This is a genomic window from Veillonella montpellierensis (genome assembly GCF_947090115.1).
GTDB lineage: Bacteria > Bacillota > Negativicutes > Veillonellales > Veillonellaceae > Veillonella > Veillonella montpellierensis.
Genome location: NZ_CAMUMS010000012.1, coordinates 20735 through 40628, shown reverse-complemented (window position 1 = coordinate 40628; position 19894 = coordinate 20735). Strand labels below are relative to the sequence as shown.

General features: G+C 39.9%; 13 protein-coding genes. All 13 read left to right on the top strand.

Annotation, left to right across the window (positions count from 1 at the left end; translation table 11 throughout):
• Positions 1–94: 94 nt before the first annotated feature.
• Complete coding sequence (locus P6940_RS07160; RefSeq protein ID WP_051212138.1) at positions 95–571, top strand: RrF2 family transcriptional regulator; 477 nt, start codon at positions 95–97, stop codon at positions 569–571.
• Between the two features lie 46 nt (positions 572–617).
• Positions 618–2006: a cytochrome ubiquinol oxidase subunit I gene (locus tag P6940_RS07155; protein ID WP_338116631.1), complete on the top strand. Its 1389-nt coding sequence runs from the start codon at positions 618–620 to the stop codon at positions 2004–2006.
• Positions 1997–3016 (top strand): cytochrome d ubiquinol oxidase subunit II, encoded by a 1020-nt coding sequence (gene cydB / locus P6940_RS07150; protein WP_038152766.1) that lies wholly within the window; start codon positions 1997–1999, stop codon positions 3014–3016. The genes P6940_RS07155 and cydB overlap by 10 nt, the downstream gene beginning before the upstream one ends.
• A 92-nt stretch (positions 3017–3108) precedes the next feature.
• Positions 3109–7053, top strand: coding sequence for a thiol reductant ABC exporter subunit CydD (cydD, locus tag P6940_RS07145; RefSeq protein ID WP_277293622.1), 3945 nt, complete (start codon positions 3109–3111; stop codon positions 7051–7053).
• A 21-nt stretch (positions 7054–7074) separates the two neighbouring features.
• The gene (locus P6940_RS07140; protein ID WP_277293621.1) at positions 7075–7875 is read left to right on the top strand and encodes a Cof-type HAD-IIB family hydrolase; all 801 of its coding nucleotides are present in this window, start codon (positions 7075–7077) and stop codon (positions 7873–7875) included.
• A 2-nt stretch (positions 7876–7877) separates the two neighbouring features.
• The gene (gene rapZ, locus P6940_RS07135) at positions 7878–8792 is read left to right on the top strand and encodes an RNase adapter RapZ (RefSeq protein ID WP_038152760.1); all 915 of its coding nucleotides are present in this window, start codon (positions 7878–7880) and stop codon (positions 8790–8792) included.
• Between the two features lie 103 nt (positions 8793–8895).
• Entirely contained in the window at positions 8896–10245 is a 1350-nt protein-coding gene (locus P6940_RS07130) for a gluconeogenesis factor YvcK family protein (protein WP_028257836.1), read from the top strand.
• A 41-nt stretch (positions 10246–10286) separates the two neighbouring features.
• A complete protein-coding gene (gene whiA / locus P6940_RS07125; RefSeq protein WP_277293620.1) occupies positions 10287–11228 on the top strand; it encodes a DNA-binding protein WhiA in 942 nt (313 codons plus the stop codon).
• A gap of 22 nt (positions 11229–11250) precedes the next feature.
• Positions 11251–12846, top strand: a complete 1596-nt coding sequence (locus tag P6940_RS07120; protein WP_277293619.1) for a hypothetical protein — start codon at positions 11251–11253, stop codon at positions 12844–12846.
• Between the two features lie 558 nt (positions 12847–13404).
• Positions 13405–14355 carry an aspartate carbamoyltransferase catalytic subunit gene (locus P6940_RS07115; protein ID WP_038152754.1) on the top strand — a complete coding sequence of 317 codons (951 nt, stop codon included), beginning with the start codon at positions 13405–13407 and terminating at the stop codon, positions 14353–14355.
• Positions 14339–15628 carry a dihydroorotase gene (locus P6940_RS07110; protein ID WP_028257840.1) on the top strand — a complete coding sequence of 430 codons (1290 nt, stop codon included), beginning with the start codon at positions 14339–14341 and terminating at the stop codon, positions 15626–15628. Before P6940_RS07115 ends, P6940_RS07110 begins: the two co-directional genes overlap by 17 nt.
• A complete protein-coding gene (gene carA / locus P6940_RS07105) occupies positions 15625–16689 on the top strand; it encodes a glutamine-hydrolyzing carbamoyl-phosphate synthase small subunit (RefSeq protein ID WP_277293618.1) in 1065 nt (354 codons plus the stop codon). Before P6940_RS07110 ends, carA begins: the two co-directional genes overlap by 4 nt.
• A 4-nt stretch (positions 16690–16693) precedes the next feature.
• Positions 16694–19894 (top strand): carbamoyl-phosphate synthase large subunit, encoded by a 3201-nt coding sequence (gene carB, locus P6940_RS07100; RefSeq protein WP_277293617.1) that lies wholly within the window; start codon positions 16694–16696, stop codon positions 19892–19894.

Sequence of the window (19894 nt, the reverse complement as noted above, 5' to 3'; positions counted from 1 at the left end):
AAGATAAGAGTTCAGGATGTGTAATTTTTTTTATACATAATGTACACTTTCAGAGTATAGTTTAATCAGAGTGAAAATAGAATGGGGGTGGACTATGAAATTTAATCAAGCAACTGATTATGCATTTCGTATGATTGTGCATATGTCTATGCTGCCAGTGGGTACTAAGAAAACTGGTGGAGAGCTAGCTCGTGCTGAATGTATCCCAGAACGGTTTTTATTAAAAATTATGCGCAGCTTGATACATGCTAAGATTATGAAATCCTATCGCGGTGTTGAAGGTGGTTTTGCTTTACAAAGAGAACCAAAAGATATTACATTGCTCGATGTAGTTGTGGCCGTTGAAGGTGATGCATATTTACAGAAATGCTTATATGATGTAGACAGTTGCTCTCGAGGCTGTCAAGGTCATTGTGCACTCCATGAATGTATCGGTGCGATTCAAACAAAACTTATAGAGATGTTAGAATCGGAAAATTTTGCAACGTTAGCAATGCGAGAAAAGAAGATTCGAAGCGAGTTGCATATATGTGGTGATTCTACACAGTATGCAGCAGAACAAGTGGTATAGAGTATATTAATTTAAATTAGGTAATCATTATGAGGAGGACAGTAAAATTATGGATGCAGTGGATTTAGCCAGATTACAGTTTGCATTGACATCAATCTACCACTGGTTGTTTGTACCATTTACATTAGGTATGACGATTTTGGTGGCAGTTATGGAATGGACCTATGTAAACACTAAACAAGAAGTGTACAAAAAAATGGCGAAATTTTGGGGAAAATTATTCCTTATTAATTTTGCAATGGGGGTTGTAACAGGGATCGTTCAAGAGTTCCATTTTGGTATGAACTGGTCTGAATATTCTCGCTTTATGGGTGATATTTTTGGTGCTCCATTAGCGTTGGAAGCATTAACGGCATTTTTCTTAGAATCAACATTCATGGGCGTATGGATTTTTGGCTGGGACAGACTTTCTTCTAAAGCGCATGCAGTTGTAGCAACCTTAACAGCGATTGGTACTAATCTATCGGCTTTTTGGATTTTAGTAGCTAGTTCGTTTATGCAACATCCAGTAGGGTATGTAGTTCGCAATGGTCGTGCAGAAATGGATAATTTCTTAGCGATTCTTTCAAATGGATATGTACCAGGCCAGTATTTCCATATTGTACTTAATGGTTTAATGACTGCTGCTGTTGTTATTGCAGCTATCAGTGCATGGCATTTAATTAGAAAAGCCCATATTGATTTTTATAAAAAATCTGTTAAATGGGGCTTGGTAGTGACATTAGTAGCGGGGTTAGCAGCTGCAGGTGTAGGTCATCATCAAGGTCAATACATTGCAGAAGTACAACCTATGAAAATGGCAGCTATTGAAGCACTTTGGGATACACAAGATCCAGCACCATTTTCTATTATTGCTAGCATTGATGAACAAGGTCAAAAAAATAATTTTGCGATTCAAATTCCAGGGGGCTTATCTTTCTTAACACAAAACAGCTTTACATCTGGTAAGGTAATGGGTATTAAAGATTTACAAGCACAAGCAGAAGCACAATACGGACCAGGTAATTATATTCCTGATGTAACAGCTATTTTCTGGACATTCCGTGTTATGTGTCTAGCCTTTGGCATTATGATTATTGTAGCGTTAATTGGTGTATGCAAAGTTAACAAAGAAACTTTTGTACAAGGAACAACATATTTGAAATGGTTATTCTGGATGTTGCCACTTACATACATTGCCAATGCTACTGGTTGGTTTACCGCAGAAGCTGGACGTCAACCATGGCTTGTATATGGTCTACAAACTACAACAGCAGGTGCGTCTACTAATGTAACAGCTCCTGAAATCGTTACAACTATTGTAGGTTTCACGGCTATTTACGTAATTGTAGCAATTGCTGCCGTATATTTAGCATGTGAACATATTAAAAAAGGACCTGATGGTAATTCATCACACGATGTAGCTGAAAAAGAGGAGGCAAGATTATGGAACTAATTATGAGTAATTTAAACGTAATCTGGTTTATCCTAATTTGCGTATTATTTGCAGGATTTTTCTTGTTAGAAGGCTTTGATTATGGTGTAGGTATGTGGTTGCCAATTATCGGCAAAACTGATGTACAACGCCGTCAAATGATTAACTCGATTGGCCCAGTTTGGGATGGTAATGAAGTTTGGATGATTACTGCTGGTGGTGCGATGTTCGCATCATTCCCTCATGTATATGCTACTTTGTTTAGTGGCTTCTATTTAGCATTATTCTTAATGCTTGCCGCTTTAATATTCCGTGGTGTAGCGTTTGAGTTCCGCAGTAAAAGTCCTAATCGCACATGGAGAAAATCTTTCGACTATGCCATCTTTTTCGGCTCTTTGATTCCTGCTTTATTGTGGGGTGTTACCGTAGGCAACTTGATTCAAGGGACTCCAATTGATGGAACTATGACATATGTGGGATCCTTCTTTGACTTATTGAGTCCTTATACCATTCTTTGTGGTATTGCTTTCATATTAGTATTTTTATATCATGGTGGATTGTACACTTGTATTAAAACAGCCGGTGAAATTTCTGAACGTGCTAGAGCATCTTCCTTAGTAGTAGGTGTTATTACTGCTGTAGGTGCCTTAGTGTTAGGCGGTGCTACTTATGCATGTACAGATATGTTCGATAACATTTTGGCCATCATTGCCTATGTATTAGCTATCGTATGTTTCTTAGTATCTTGGTTTGCTACACGCACACGAAATCCTAAATTTGGATTTTTGTTTAGTAGCTTGACAATCATCATGGTAACAGCTGCTTACTTTGCAGGCTTGTTCCCACGTATTATGGTATCTAGTTTAAATCCTGATTGGAGCTTAACAATTACCAATGCATCTTCCTCTACCTATACATTAGCATTAATGACAGTAGTGGCATGCGTTTTTGTACCAATTGTATTAGCGTACCAAATTTGGGTATACTACACATTCCGTAAACGTATTACAGAAGACGATTTACATTATTAATCCATACATATAATTGAGCTGATATTAGCCAGTTATAATAGGTAAAGAAGCGTGCTCGTTGGGGTGCGCTTCTTTTGTATAGAGGAGGGCATGTGGTTAATAAAACAGCTTTCAAAGAAATTAAACATTGTCAAAAACAAAGCGCTATGCTTGTTCTTACAAGTATCGTGAGTTCCCTGGCGATTGTCGGTCAAGCGTGGTTTTTTGCTAAATTAATTAGTGATCTGTTCTTAGAAGATCGGCTATGGACCGAAGAAATTAATACGCTCATAGCATTAGGGGGAGTAATTATCATTCGTCTATTAGCCACGTATTGGCAAGACTACTGTTCTCATCAATTAGCTACGTTGATAAAGCAATCGATTCGCCATAAAGTATTGCGCCATATATTTAACTCAGAATTAGGACAACCCTTGGTGGCAGGTGATACCATTCATCTATTAACTGATGGACTGAATCAGATTGAGGCCTATGTAGGCACGTATATGCCACAAATGCTGTATACTGTGTTGATTCCTCTTATTATGGGGATTGCCATCATTGATGCGGCTCCATGGGTAGGTCTTATTTTACTGATAACAGTGCCATTAATTCCTTGCTTTATGATTCTTATTGGCAAACAAGCGGAAAAAATGAATCAAGAACAATGGGAACGGATGAGCTTCTTGTCGAGTCATTTTCTAGATATTTTACAGGGCCTAACAACGCTGAAAGTATTTGGCCGTTCTAAGGAACAGTTGCAAGTTATTGCTCGTTTGTCCGGCGAGTTTAGAGATTCTACGCTGCGTGTGTTGCGAGTAGCCTTCTTATCGGCTATGGTGCTAGAATTAGTGGCAACCATCAGTACGGCCTTAATTGCAGTCTATATGGGGACTTCATTACTGTATGGGCATATAGAGTATGAAGCGGCATTTTTCGTACTTTTATTGGCCCCTGAATTTTATACACCATTTAGGCAATTAGGATCGGCATTTCATACAGGTATGGCGGGAGCTACTTCCCTCTATAAAGTCGAGGCCTTATTACAATCGCCTTTATCCATAGAGCGACATGGCACACGCACTATTGATGATGCGTTTACATCGATTCATTTTAATAATGTTAATTATATGTATACTGATGCTCAGATGCCTACATTACAGAATATTAGCTTTTCATTAGAAAAAAACAAGCCACTTATGTTGGTAGGTGAAAGCGGTTCTGGGAAAACGACCATTGCTAATTTAGTGGCAGGATTTTTACAACCAACAGAAGGGCATATTGTGGTGCGGTGTGTAAGAACAGCAGATAGCATTGGTCATGATAGCACGCATAATGCATGGAAAGATGAAAAACACATTCACTTAACAAACGATGCATCTATAGAGCAAGAAACATCTACGATGGCCATAGTCGATGAGTATGATATGGCTGATTTATCTATCGATTGGTGGCGTGAACAAATTATATATGTATCACAACATCCTCATATATTTGAAGGATCCTTGCGTGATAATGTTACCTTTGGTATGGTGGCAACCGATGAAGACATATATGAAGCATTACGTCTGGCCGAAGCCTATGACTTTGTGATGGATCGTGGAGGCCTTGATGCGACGATAGGCGAGCATGGCATGGGGTTAAGTGGTGGCGAGCGGCAACGCATTGCCTTGGCGCGTGCCTTTTTGCGTACCGGTTCTGTTTTAATTTTAGATGAATTGACCGCCCATTTAGATGTAGAAACAGAAAGCTCCTTATATCGTGCCTTACAGCGCTTGATGAAAAATAAATTTGTCATCCTTATAGGACATCGCGTAAAGACGATGACGTGGGCTAGTGAATTATTGGTTATGAAAGAAGGACGTATTGTTGAGCGTGGTACCTATCAATCTTTGCTAGAAGACGGTGGCTATTTTGCCACATTGGTGGAAACTGGCAATGGCAAAGCGTTTATAGAATCTCAAACGAGAGCCTTAGGATGTGGCGAGCAATTTCCATTCCCCGATTCTAACACTACTATGTTAGAGACACGGAGAACGACGGGGCAAGTCGCTGGCGATGATACATCGTTAATGAGTGATAAATACGGGAATACGCCAGCTAGGACGGTGAAATTAGAAACAGATTCGGTAGGTAGTAGATGGAGTAAAAAACGTGGAGATCTTCGTAAAAACGCTATGCATGACACTACGATAGAGGAAGAAAAGCACACACCATCTCACACTACTAGCTGGTCATGTTGGCAGTTATTATTTTCTGTATTATCGCCCTCAAAGGGAGCCTTAGTAGTAAGCTTAATCTTCACAGTTATCACTGTATTCATGAACGTGGCCCTATTGAGTACTTCTGCCTGGCTATTAGCATCAGCCGCATTACATCCAGAGTTAGCCTATTTGGGACTATCCATTGTAGGCGTACGATTTTTCGGCATTAGTCGCGCCGTTTCTCGATATATTGAGCGGTATGTTTCCCATCGCATGGCCTTTCAAGGACTGTATGGGTTGCGGTTGTGGTTTTATGAAAAATTAGAACCAGTAGCACCAGCGGTATTTCGTTACATCGGGTCAGGTGATTTATTAGGGCGTATTATGGCAGACATTGAAACGCTGCAGTTCTTCTATTTGCGTGTACTTATTCCGCCTATTGGCGCTATTGTGATGACCGCCATTGTGATGCTATTTGTGGCTTCCTATTCGCCATACTTAGTCTTGCTCGTAATCATTGTATTTTGTATCACCACTGTTATTATCCCTTATTATGTATTATGTCATAATCGCGTAGCCCTTCGTGATATATCTTCACAGCAAGGCATATTGAAAGCAGATATAGCAGAAGTGTTATCCGGGTTATGTGATATCATTGTATATGGTCAAGTGGGCGATACAAAAAGGCGATTAGAACGACGATTTATAGAAACGGACGAGTATCATAATACCATCACCTATGGTACGAACCAAGGAATGATAGCATTCTTATTTACATTGCAAGTGACTATGATTGTGGGGGCTATCATAGCTAGTGTGCCGCTTCATACGGTGCAAGAAAGCATTTATGTGTCTGTCGTTGCCATTGGCTTACAAGCGTGGTTTGAAGCATTACAACCGATGATTATCGCCATTAATCATGGCTATGAAAGTAAGATTGCAGTACATCGACTTCGTGCATTAGAAGCATATACAAGTGATCATAGCCCTATGATACAGCAAGAAATTAAGGCTGTATCACCAGAAGAAGTAGAGCATACTTTGCCTATTACAGATCCAAAATGTATGACAGAAGATGGAATCAGTCATAGGGTTTCTGCTATAATGAGACGAGGAGCTACCAGACCAGAGCCTTCTATTGTGTGCCAAGGACTTTCCTTTAGTTATGAAGATACACCAATTTATGACAACCTATCTCTTTCTATTGAAAAAGGGGAAACCGTTGCTATTGTAGGGGCCAGTGGCTCTGGCAAAACAACGTTGTTTAATCTGTTACAACGATTCTATCCGTATAGAGGCAGTATTCGTGTAGAAGGAAAAGAATTATCTTCTTATGATATAGAAACCAGTCGTTCTCTATGGGGTGTTGTTACGCAAGACACGTATATTTTTGAAGCAACTCTTGAAGAGAACATTCGACTTGCTAAACCAACGGCGAGTCATGATGAATTGATGGCGTGTATTGTAGCTGCTGGGTTAGAGTCAGTTATTGATAAGTTGCCGGCAGGACTTACCACAATGGTAGGTTCACATGGTGTGGCATTAAGTGGCGGCGAACGGCAACGCGTTGCCTTAGCGCGATTATTTTTAAGAGATAGTGATATTATTTTATTAGATGAACCATTTGAAGGATTAGATCAAGTAACACGTTATCAATTACAACGAGAAATGTTTCGATTTGTAGAAAATAAGACAGCGTTATATATTACACATCAGTTAGAAGGCCTTGATCGGGTGGATCGCATCATTTTTATGGATCATGGGCGTATCATTGAGTCGGGCACATATGATGAGTTGATGGCATTAGGCGGTTCATTTTATAAGTATAGTGAATTATCTATGGCGCGCATTTAATAAGACATAAAGGATAGTATCATGATTAAACTAGTGGCAATAGACTTAGATGAAACTTTATTACGATCTAATAATACCGTATCAGAATATACAAAATCGGTCATTCAACGTGCCAGTCATAGGGGCTTTCATATCGTGATTGCCACAGGTCGCATGTATCAAACGGCAAAGCCTGTAGGAGAATCGTTAGGGTTAGGCGATATTCCTATGATTTTATACTCTGGTGGTGTTATACAGCATATTTTATCAGGAAAGATTGTATGGGAGCATACGGTACCGCTTAGTGCGATGGAGAAGGTGTATGCAATTACGCGTCAACATAATTGGTATATACAAGCCTATATTGAGGATCATTTAGTGTGTCACCATCCTACATGGCAATCGGACAAGTATGTAAAACAGACGGGTGCCAAGCCAGAGTTTTTAGGTGACCATCTCTACGATGTAGAAAAAGAAGCGAATAAATTGATTATGATTGATACACCGGATAGAATTGAAACGATACAAACTTATATGAAAGACAAGTTAGGTACCATGGTGTCTATTGTTCGGAGTCAAGCTGATTTTTTAGAAATCATTGGACCTGATGTATCAAAAGGAAATGCCTTACTACACTATGGTAAGTCTTTAGGCATTACGCCAGAAGAAATGGTTATGTTTGGAAACTCGGAAAATGATATTTCTATGTTGACCTTACCAGGGTATGCGGTAGCAGTAGGTAATGCGGAAGATTCCGTAAAGGCGGTAGCTGATGATATTTGCTTGTCGAATGAGGAAGACGGTGTAGCACATTGGATTGAAACACATATATTGGAGGGATAGGGATGGAAGCATTTCGATTAGTCATTGTAACAGGCATGTCAGGCGCAGGAAAAACACAAGTAATGCAAGCCTTAGAGGATATGGGGTATTTTTGTGTAGATAATATTCCCCCCGTATTAATCCCAAAATTTAGCGAATTGTGTCGCCAAGGGGGCGAACGAATTGCACAAGTCGCTTTAGTCGTAGATATTCGAGGCGGCGAGTTTTTTGATTCTTTATCAGAGTCGCTGGATGCTTTAAAAGAAATGAAAGTGCCTTATGAAATTGTGTATATGGAAGCTACGGATGCAACCTTGATTCGCAGATATAAAGAATCTCGTCGAAGTCACCCCCTAGCACCTAATGGACGTATTACAACAGGCCTTCATAAAGAACGAGAACTATTGAATAGCATTCGGCATCGGGCGGACTATATTATTGACACAACGGATATGAAAACATCAAAACTCAAAGAGTTTTTACGGAAAAAATTTATTCAAGTAGAAAACCATGAAGGCATGTCGATTACAGTAGTTAGTTTTGGCTTTAAATATGGCATCCCTTTGGATGCCGATATGGTATGGGATGTGCGATTCTTACCAAATCCATACTATATAACTGAATATCGCCATAAAACGGGGCGCGTTAAAGAAGTGAATGACTACATTCATTCCTTTCCCATTACCAACGAATTTAAAAAACATTATTTTGGAACCTTAGACTTTTTAATTCCCAATTATGAAAAAGAGGGAAAAACACAATTTGTCATTGCTGTAGGTTGTACTGGTGGTATGCATCGATCGGTGGCCATGGCAGAAGCTATGTATAGTCATCTACAAGAAGAGGGGTATCGCGTATCAGTAGAGCATCGTGATATGATGAAAAATACAGTGGAAGAAGATTTTAACCCTCATGAAATTGAAAGTTTAAGCAAGTAGTAGGCAAATGGAATATAGATGATGTATGACTATGTATACTATGAGAACACTCATGGTACACATAGTATGGTGTGCATGCTACATAAAGGATTGGATGATATAGATGATACGGAGAAAATGGGCTCGCTGGCTTGTACCGGGCCTTAAAATTAAGAGATGGTTATTTTTATTTTCTCTAGGTGTATTCCTATTGATGGTAGGCGTTACACTTATGTTGAACTATCAATGGCTATCGTATATGGAAGATATAGTTTTACAGACCTTATATGAAACAACAGGTGCCTATAACTATACAATTTTAGCATCCTGTGGCTTTATCCTGTTAGGCATCGGTATCGTATTAATGATTGAAGGGCTACGAAAAGTAGTAAAAACAATTATTCGTGCCATTATACCTGATGAATCTGATGAAGTGAGTGATTATATCTTTCAAAATATTAGATTAACAGAGGGGCCTAACATAGTTGTTATTGGTGGCGGTACTGGTTTATCCATGCTTCTTAGAGGCTTAAAGACACATACGTCAAATTTATCAGCTATCGTTACAGTAGCCGATGATGGTGGATCTTCTGGACGGTTACGAGAAGATTTTAAAATGATTGCCCCTGGAGATTTGCGAAATTGCTTGGTAGCGTTGGCGGAAAAAGAGGGCCTTATGGAACAGCTTTTTCAATATCGCTTTGATGGAAAGGGCGATTTATCTGGTCATAGTTTTGGGAATCTTTTTTTGACAGCCTTAACACAAGTGTTGGACTCAGATATAGAAAAAGCCTTGGAAGCGTCGAGTAAAATTTTAAAGGTCCGTGGCCGTGTGATTCCATCTTCTACGGAAGAAATCAAACTGTTAGCTCGCTATACAGATGGCACTATGGTTACGGGGGAAAGTAATATCCCGCACGAAGGTAAAGTCATTGAGCGTATATTTACGCAACCGGCACATCCACAACCAGAAGGGGCGGCACTGCAAGCTATTGATGAAGCGGATGCCATTATTTTAGGACCTGGTAGTTTATATACAAGTATTTTGCCTAATTTGTTAGTCGACAAAATTGTAGATCATATTAAAGCAAGCAAAGCGGAAAAAATCTATATTTGTAATGTGATGACACAACCAGGAGAAACTGATGGATATACGGTAGCCGATCATATTGAGGCGATAGGTCGTCATTGTGGGCCTAATATGATTGATACTGTTTTAGTTCATGATACTACATTGGATGAAAAGGTATTGTCACAATATCGTCATAGGGGGGCCAATCCTGTTGTCATTGATATGGACCGGTTGCAACAGATGGATATACGTATTGTTCGAGCTAATTTAGTAGATGGCTTTGATCGAGCTACACATAATTCGGAACGATTAGCTAAAGTTATTATGGATGTTATTTACGCCTTACAAACAGATATTGAACCACATATTTTAGAATATTATTTACAACGAGATGATCATTGATAGTCAGAATATAACGCGATAGGTCTAGAAAGGAGCTTTGTATGTCATTTGCAGAAGATGTAAAAAATGAATTATGTCAGTATCAAAATGAAGATAGCCGTTGTGCTGTTATCGAAGTATCCTGCTTATTGCGAATGGGTGGCTCTTTATTGATTGGGCGTCAAGGAACAGTGGGAATTCGCTTGGCTACTGCGAACAATGCGGTGGCTAGGCGTGTGTTAACCATACTTAGATCACAATATAACTTGCCTACTGCTGTAGTAGTACGGCAAGGACTGAATTTGCGCAAGAAAAATATGTATACCTTAACGGTAGAGCCAATAGAGAATAGTCGGCAAGTTATGGAAGAGTTAGGGCTCTGGCCAGTAACGGCACAAATACCTCATGAATGGTTAAAATCCTTAGAAGCACGGCGAGCTTTTTTGCGTGGCGCTTTTCTAGGGGGCGGATCCGTGAATAAACCACAAAGTGATTATCATTTGGAATTTATGAGTAGTAACGAAGCTTTTGCCAATGAAATTATTTATGTATTGCGATTGTTTAAAATTTCTGCACGCATGACGGAACGAAAAGATGAGTATGTGGTGTATCTGAAAGAAGGCGATGCAGTTACTTCCTGTATTCAAATTATGGGAGCTGGACAAGCATTAATGGAATTTGAAACGGTACGGGTTATGAAAACGGTGCGCAATCAAATTAATCGACAAGTGAATTGTGAAACGGCTAATTTACAAAAAACGGTAGATGCGGCAGTACGCCAATTAGAAGCGATTCGGATCATTGAACGACATGATAGATTCTCTAGTTTACCGGATAAGTTACGCTATATCGCAGAAGTTCGGATAGAGCATCCAGATGCGAGTTTACAAGAGTTAGCTGACCACATAGGTGGTGTATTGTCTAAATCGGGTATTGGTCATCGCTTGCGCAAGCTTGAACAGATTGCGTTAACCTTAGAGCCCAATGGTTTAGATGACATATAAGAAAGGATTTGAATGAGTTAGTATGTGGTGGAAACGGATTGTATCCTGTTTGCTAGGAGCTACGTTAGCAACTAGTTTATACACTGTAGTGCAAGGACGAACTATTAATTTACAGGCAGGGGGTTATGAATTATCTCCTATGGCTACAAACGTGACAGATCAAAAATATGGGTTGCTCTTTTCTGATAGTCCAGAATATGTAGGTCCTATGGGTGGAATTTTAAGTGCAGGTACGATTCATGGACATGGACGAGTTTACTTTTATCATGTGAATGATATGAAAGATACACAAAAAATAGCAGTTGTGATTGAAAATAAATCCATGAAATTGAATCATATAACGGTTCGTAGAGCATTAGTGAGCAAGCCTAGTCCCGATTATTTTGCTGTGGGACGCGAATTATCTCGACTCGATATGTCGGCGCCGTTACCAGAATCGGTGGCGATAGTCACAAATGAAAAGGATACCAAGAAATTCAATCTGGAACAAGTGAAATGGCGAAAAGCGTTAGAAAAACAAATTAAACAACAAGAAAAAGAATTAGAGAAAGAACAAGCTCGTTTAGATAGATGGAAAGAGAAACGAGAAAAAGAAGAGAAAAAACGCGTATCAAACATGCTAACGGACACTAAGAAGGCTCATAAAATTACTTTGTTACAACATGTTAGTAGCGTTACGAAAGAAGACGACGTATCAGATGGCACCTATGTAGGTACTAGGGATACGAATGACAAAGAACATAGATATATAGCGTCTGATCGTACATCCGTGACACCATCGACTTCATTGACAGATGATGTGTATCAAGGCGTAGATACGAGCCGGTACCAACAGTTGAAAGAGTCATTAGCAGCTAGTCGTAAGCAGCTAGCAAATTACCAAGCAGATGATACAGAAGGTACTATCATCAATGTTAAAAAAGAAGATTTGCCTCATGCCAATTCCTTTACCTTACCACCGTTGGGGAAACGGCTATTGTTTGCTGATTTAGAGGATATAGAGGTTAAACCAGAGGCACTTATTTCGGGACTTATTGATTGTATTACATCCGATGATACGCTTATTAAGGTTATGATGTTGCCAGAAGGTGCGGCTTCTCTTACTTCGACATATAGTGTTCCTACACTGCCAAAAGATGATGTACGATTGCGTGGTACCTATGTGGGGGCTTTGCGAATCATTACAGTACCTGAAACGTTTAATAGTGATACAAGTGGATCCTATATTGAAGTCGTCAATGGTAGAGAGGATCCTTTTATCGAGGGCGTAGATGAATTGTCGAATCATGAAGCGGTAACCGATACGGGTAATTACGGCGTGTCATATCAGATGGTAGTTCATACAACGGGAAAAGAACGATTTCATCTATTCTTTAATCCCTTAGGCGGTGCGTATTCAGGTTCTTTTTTGATTAGTACGCCGTATAGGACAAAACGATATGATGTGGGAAATAGTAGTAAACCCTATATTGGACATCAGACGATATATGATACGTTTGATCTAGGTGAGTATAGAGGCGGCGATACGATTGCGATTAACTTTATGCCTGCAGGAGCTTCGAATTTACCTATTCGATTTTTATTGGTGCCTACGAATGAATTGGATACAAGAGGATAGTCAACTCATTCTAGGTATGAAACATAATGTCTAATAAAGGCTATATACGGTAGCGTTGTACTAGCTATCAAAGGGGATTAGTAGAAATCGATTTTTATGTAGCGATAGTCTTTTACTACAGAGATAGTATGGAACGCATTAAAAACTATATGTGCGATGATATGAGTTTCATAGGCATATGTAATGAGTCATCATGTATAGTATGGATGGCTATATTTCTTGAAATGTATAGGGGGGGATAGCAACTGAGTGTGCTTTGTATAGAACCTTATGACATGGCACTAGAAATGGTTGACTACTACAGATTCGCATAGGTTTCTTCAAGGAAAGTCAATTGACATATATTTTTATTTTTAGTATTATAGTAAAGAAGAAAATGATAGATTTGGTACGGGATACCATCGTATTTTCTGAGAACCTTTTAAGTTAGTCCTGCGAGGCTAATAAAGGTAGATAGTTGCAAGTCGTTCCGTGGTTACGGGTACTTTGTCATGTTTACTATACGACCTTTTGCCCCAGGCAAAGGGTCGTTTTTTTATATATTGCAAGGAGGCCGCGATGGAAGAAGTGAGCTTAAAAGGAAAGCACTTGCTTGGATTACAAGGGCGTTCTAAAGAAGAAATTGAACTAATTTTACGAGTTGCCAAAAAGATGAAACGAGTTATTTTATCGGATGATAAAAAAATCCCCTATTTGAAAGGTAAGTCGATTATTAACTTATTCATGGAACCAAGTACAAGAACACGTAGCTCCTTTGAATTAGCTGGTAAATACTTAGGCGCGGATGTAATTAATATTACACCGAGTGGTAGCTCTATGGTAAAAGGTGAAAGTTTTCGCGATACCCTATTAACCGTATCGTATATGGGAACTGATGCCATCGTTATGCGCCATAAAGCAGAGGGGGCTCCTTTATATGCGACGAAAGCAGTAGAACCTATTATCATTAATGCTGGTGATGGAGCTCATGAACATCCGACGCAGGCACTACTTGATATGTATTCTATTTTAGAAAAAAAACCATCCTTAGAAGGTTTGAAAATTGTTATTGTCGGCGATATTATGCATAGCCGTGTGGCACGCAGTGATATTTATGGCATGACGACGATGGGAGCCGATGTACATCTAGCAGGACCTAGGACATTAGTCTATCCAGAATTAGAAAAAATGGGCGTCACTGTTCATCACGATATTAGAGAAGCCGTTCAAGGGGCTGATGTTATTAATGTACTACGCATTCAATTAGAACGCATCGATGAAGCTTTATATCCAACAAATCGTGAGTATGCTCGCATTTTTGGGATCAATCGAGAGATATTACAACTGGCGAAGAAGGATGTGATGGTCTTACATCCAGGCCCTATGAACCGAGGTTTGGAAATTGCACCCGATGTAGCCTATAGTGATGAATCTATGATTCAAGAACAAGTCCGTAATGGTGTGGCTATTCGTATGGCCGTATTATACTTAACAATTCATGGAGGTGATGGTAGTGAGCTTGCTGATTAAACATGGTACAGTTGTAAACCCAGCTAAGGGACAACATGAGATAGCAGATGTGTTAGTGGAAAATGGTAAGATTGCTGCAATAGGTAAAGATTTATCAAAAGAGGGTGCCCAGGTGTACGATGCAACTGGCTTGATTGTTGCTCCAGGGTTGATTGATATTCATACACATTTACGAGAACCAGGACAAGAGGCAAAAGAAGACTTTCATTCTGGTACACAAGCAGCAGCGGCAGGTGGATTTACACGAGTAGCCACTATGGCGAATACCAAACCAGTAGTAGATAATGCGGCACTTGTAAGAGGCCTTCAAAAACAGGCAGAACTCACCGGAGTTGTAAAAGTTGAATTTATGGGTGCAGTTAGTAAAAATTTAGAAGGTAAAGAATTAGCCGAATTAGGCGACATGGCTGAAGCTGGCGTAGTAGGGTTTTCAGATGATGGCCATTATGTAGAAAGTGCAGCATTTATGCGCCGCGCTCTAGAATACAGTCAAATGTTTAATCGCATGGTTATCGATCATGCAGAAGAAACAACATTAACTAAACATGGACATATGCATGAAGGTTTTGTCTCCTATGAATTAGGTGTAGCAGGTCGCCCTGCAGTAGCAGAAGATATGGCGGTAGCTCGTGATATCATGTTAGCAGATATGACTGGTGGACATATTCATATTGCCCATGTAAGTAGTAAAAATACAGTTGATTTAGTGCGAGAAGCAAAAGCAAAAGGCATACAAGTTACTTGTGAGGTTACATCGCAACATTTATCGTTAACCGATGAATATTTACGAGAATATAATCCAGCCTTTAAAATGGCACCGCCAATTCGTTCGGAAGATCATCGACAAGCTTTATTAGAAGGGCTTAAAGATGGAACGATTGATTGCATTATTACAGACCATGCACCGCATGCGTATGAAGATAAAGACCATGAGTTTTGTTGTGCCCCTAATGGATTTAGTGGCTTAGAAACATCGTTAGCAGCAGTTATCACTAATGCTTACGGGCCAGATAAATTGAGTATTGATGAAGTGGTTTACCATATGAGTACACGCCCAGCGGAATTATTGCGATTGGATGCAGGCGTATTAGAAGTGGGAAAAGACGCAGATATTACTGTATTTAGCACAGAGGAAACATGGGTAGTAGATCGCAATCAATTCTATACAAAGGGAAAAATGAGTCCTTTTGATGGGATGACGTTGACAGGCCGCGCTAAATTGACGGTGGTAAATGGTGAAGTGGTAATGAAAGAAGGAGAGGTTCTTCGTTGAAGGGTAAATTAGTTCTAGAAAATGGCACTACATTCTATGGAAACCTATTAGGTGGTGCACCAGTAGTGGGAGAAGTTGTCTTTAATACTGGCATGACAGGATATCAAGAAATTTTAACAGATCCATCCTATGCAGATCAGATTATTACACTTACCTATCCACTCATTGGCAATTATGGGACCTTAAATGCGATTACACAAGGACCTAAACCATATTGTAAGGGATTGATTGTAGGTGAGTTATGCGACTTTCCTAGCAATTGGCAAAATGAAGGATTATTCTCTGAATATTTGCGACTCCATGGAATTCCTTGTTTATATGATATAGATACACGGGCTATTACGAGAGCAATTCGCAAAGAGGGCGTTATGAAAGGCGTTGTGGCTCGTGCAGATTGCGAAGATGAAACGATTCAACAATTTCTAAAAAAAGAATTGCCTACCGATCAAGTTATGCGGGTTACCACAAAATGGCAAGGCCTTCGTGGCGATAAGGACGCAGAATTTCATGTGGCTGTGTATGATTTTGGCGTGAAAGAAAATATTTTACACTCCCTAGTGGCTAACGATTGTCGACTCACTATATTCCCAGCTGATGCAAAAGCAGAAGACATTAAAGAAGTCAATCCAGATGGTATCTTTTTATCAAATGGACCTGGTGACCCAGCGGATTTGGCCTATGCAGTAGAAGAAGTGAAAAAATTATTTGGTTATAAACCAATTTTTGGTATTTGTATGGGACATCAAGTACTAGCACAAGCGTATGGTGGTAAAACATATAAATTAAAATTTGGTCATCGTGGTTCCAATCATCCGGTGAAAGAGTTAGCTACGAATCGTGTATATATTACATCACAAAATCACGGATTTGCCGTTGATGCTAGTACATTGCCAGATGATGTCATTGTAACGCATGTGAGCGTAAATGATGGTACCGTAGAAGGAATGGCACATACTACACTTCCTATCTTTTCGATTCAATATCATCCAGAAGCATCACCGGGACCAACAGATAATTTATATTTATTTCAACAATTTAAAGAATTAATGAGGAAGGGTTAATCACATGACAGGAGACGGAAAGAAAATTCTCGTTATTGGCTCAGGTCCTATTATTATTGGGCAAGCAGCGGAATTCGATTATGCAGGCACGCAAGCATGTCGTTCACTTCGTGAAGAAGGGTATCAAGTTGTGTTAGTTAACTCTAATCCAGCCACTATTATGACAGATAGTGACATTGCTGATCGTGTATATATTGAACCTATTAGTTTAGAATTTGTTACAGAAATTATTCGCAAAGAACGTCCTTGGGGGTTGTTGGCTACATTGGGAGGTCAAGTTGGTTTAAACATGGCCGTTCAATTATCGGAAGCAGGCGTGTTAGAAGACTATCAGGTTAAATTGTTGGGCACCACGTTAGAGGCCATTAAACAGGCAGAAGACCGAGAACTCTTTAAAGAAGCTATGCAAAAAATCGGCCAGCCAGTACCAGAATCAGATATTTTTACGGACTTAGAAAAAGCCGTATCCTTTGCGAATACCATAGGATATCCAATCATTATTCGACCAGCCTATACGATGGGTGGTACAGGTGGCGGTATTGCCCATAATGAAGATGAAATGTATGAAATTGCTCGCCGTGGGATCAAAATGAGTCCGATAAACCAGATTTTAGTAGAACGGTCAGTAGCTGGATGGAAAGAAATTGAATATGAAGTGATGCGTGACTCTGCGGATAATTGTATCATCGTTTGTAATATGGAAAATATTGATCCTGTCGGTGTTCATACCGGTGATTCTATCGTTGTGGCGCCGAGTCAGACATTGAATGATATACAATACCAAATGCTCCGTACAGCAGCACTTGCGATTATTCGCTATTTAAAAATTGAAGGCGGTTGTAATGTACAATATGCATTAAATCCTGATAGCAATGAATACATCGTGATTGAAGTAAACCCTCGCGTATCTAGATCGTCTGCGCTAGCGTCTAAGGCAACAGGCTATCCGATTGCGAAAGTGGCGGCTAAAATTGCTACCGGTATGACTTTAGATGAAATTACTAATGCTGTTACAGGTGAAACAAAAGCTTGCTTTGAACCAACCCTTGATTATGTAGTTACCAAGTTTCCACGCTGGCCTTTTGAAAAATTTAACTTAGCTGACCGCACATTGGGGACACAAATGAAAGCCACTGGCGAAGTTATGTCCATAGATCGCACCTTAGAAGGTTCTTTGTTAAAAGCAATTCGCTCCTTGGAAATTGGCCTTGACCATATAGCACTTAAAAAAATTGCTCATGAAAGTGTAGAACAACTCATTGAACGCTTACATAAAGTAGATGATGAACGGATATATGTAGTGGCCCAAGCACTCCGCAAAGGCATTAGTGTGGAAAAAATACACTATATTACTAAGATAGATTCATTCTTTATTGAAAAAATAAAAAATATTGTTCGCGTAGAACAAGATTTACAAGAAAATGGTATAACGGATGATAATTTGCGCATGGCTAAACGGTACAGCATGACCGATAGCGTTATCGCTCGCTATGCGAACACCACACGAGAAGATGTATTGGCAAAGCGTAAAGCGATGCAACTAGAGCCAACTTATAAATTTGTAGATACTTGTGCAGCAGAATTTGAAGCGCATACACCGTATTACTACAGTTCTTATGCTACAGAAGATGAAGTGGTACCACTAGGCAATAAAAGCGTGGTTGTACTAGGCTCGGGGCCAATTCGCATCGGTCAAGGTGTAGAATTTGACTATTGTTCAGTGCATTCTGCGTGGGCATTACGCAAGGCAGGCATGCAGTCAATTATTGTAAATAATAATCCAGAAACAGTAAGTACTGATTTTGATACTTCGGATAGTTTATATTTTGAACCGTTAACAGTGGATGATGTGATGGAAGTCATCGAAAAAGAAAACCCTGTAGGTGTCATTGCTCAATTCGGTGGACAAACGGCTATTAATTTGGCAGGGCCCCTATCAGAGCGAGGGGTTACCATTTTAGGGACGTCTGTAGATAGTATCGATATGGCAGAAGATCGGGAACGATTTGATGCACTCCTAGCAGAATTAGGCATTCCGCGCCCTGTAGGTGCGTTAGTTACATCGGATAAGGAAGCACAAGAAGCGGCACATCGCCTAGAATATCCACTTATCGTGCGCCCATCCTATGTATTAGGTGGCCGTGCTATGGAGATTGTCTACAATGATAAAGAATTAGACCTATACATGAAAGAAGCCGTAGTAGCCTCTAAAGAACATCCTGTTCTAATTGACCGCTATATGGTAGGCATGGAAGTTGAAGTTGACGCTATTTCAGATGGCACTGATGTATGCATTCCAGGCATTATGGAACAAATCGAACGGGCTGGCGTTCATTCTGGTGATTCGATGGCAGTGTATCCAGCACAACATTTAAGCCAAGAATTGATTGATCAAATTGTAGACTATACGCGGCGCATTGCAGTGGGCCTTCATGTAAAAGGTGTGCTAAATATTCAATACATTGTAGCCAATGGCGTGTTACATGTTATTGAAGTCAACCCTCGTTCTAGTAGGACAATTCCGTTTATTAGTAAGGTAACTGGTGTGAACATGGTAGAACATGCAACACGCATCGCCTTAGGTGAAACATTAGATTCCCTAGGATTACCAAAAGGATTATTGCCAAATAAACCATATGTGGCAGTGAAAGCGCCGGTATTCTCCTTTTCTAAAATGGGCTTAGTAGAAATTGCATTAGGACCAGAAATGAAATCGACAGGCGAAGTGATGGGCGTAGGTCGCACTTACTCAGAAGCATTATTTAAAGCCATTCATGCGGCGAATATGAGAATTCCTGAAGCGGGAACAATTTTGATGACTGTAGCCGATCGTGATAAAAAAGAAGCGTGTCAATTAGCGAAAGGCTTTATCGAATTAGGGTATCATATTGAAGCAACTGGTGGTACTGGTCAATACTTTAAAGAACATGGCGTTTCCTGCCACGTGGTGAATAAAATTTCAGAAGGATCCGATAACTGTGCAGATCATATTCGTCAAGACACCATCGACTTGGTGCTAAATACATTGACTGCGGGTAAACGACCTGAACGAGAAGGGTTCCAATTGCGACGATTAGCTGTTGAGTTGGGTACACCTTGCTTGACATCCTTAGATACAGCGCGAGAAGTCTTACGTGTGGTGGCGAGTCGTAAAACGGAATCAACGATTAATGTAGAAGCGTTACAAGATTACGAACAGGAGTAA

Bases quoted from the DNA above. Each gene is read 5' to 3' on its own strand.
- P6940_RS07160 (WP_051212138.1), top strand. From the start codon at position 95: ATGAAATTTAATCAAGCAACTGATTATGCATTTCGTATGATTGTGCAT.
- cydB (WP_038152766.1), top strand. From the start codon at position 1,997: ATGGAACTAATTATGAGTAATTTAAACGTAATCTGGTTTATCCTAATT.
- P6940_RS07140 (WP_277293621.1), top strand. From the start codon at position 7,075: ATGATTAAACTAGTGGCAATAGACTTAGATGAAACTTTATTACGATCT.
- rapZ (WP_038152760.1), top strand. From the start codon at position 7,878: ATGGAAGCATTTCGATTAGTCATTGTAACAGGCATGTCAGGCGCAGGA.
- P6940_RS07130 (WP_028257836.1), top strand. From the start codon at position 8,896: ATGATACGGAGAAAATGGGCTCGCTGGCTTGTACCGGGCCTTAAAATT.
- whiA (WP_277293620.1), top strand. From the start codon at position 10,287: ATGTCATTTGCAGAAGATGTAAAAAATGAATTATGTCAGTATCAAAAT.
- P6940_RS07120 (WP_277293619.1), top strand. From the start codon at position 11,251: ATGTGGTGGAAACGGATTGTATCCTGTTTGCTAGGAGCTACGTTAGCA.
- P6940_RS07115 (WP_038152754.1), top strand. From the start codon at position 13,405: ATGGAAGAAGTGAGCTTAAAAGGAAAGCACTTGCTTGGATTACAAGGG.
- carB (WP_277293617.1), top strand. From the start codon at position 16,694: ATGACAGGAGACGGAAAGAAAATTCTCGTTATTGGCTCAGGTCCTATT.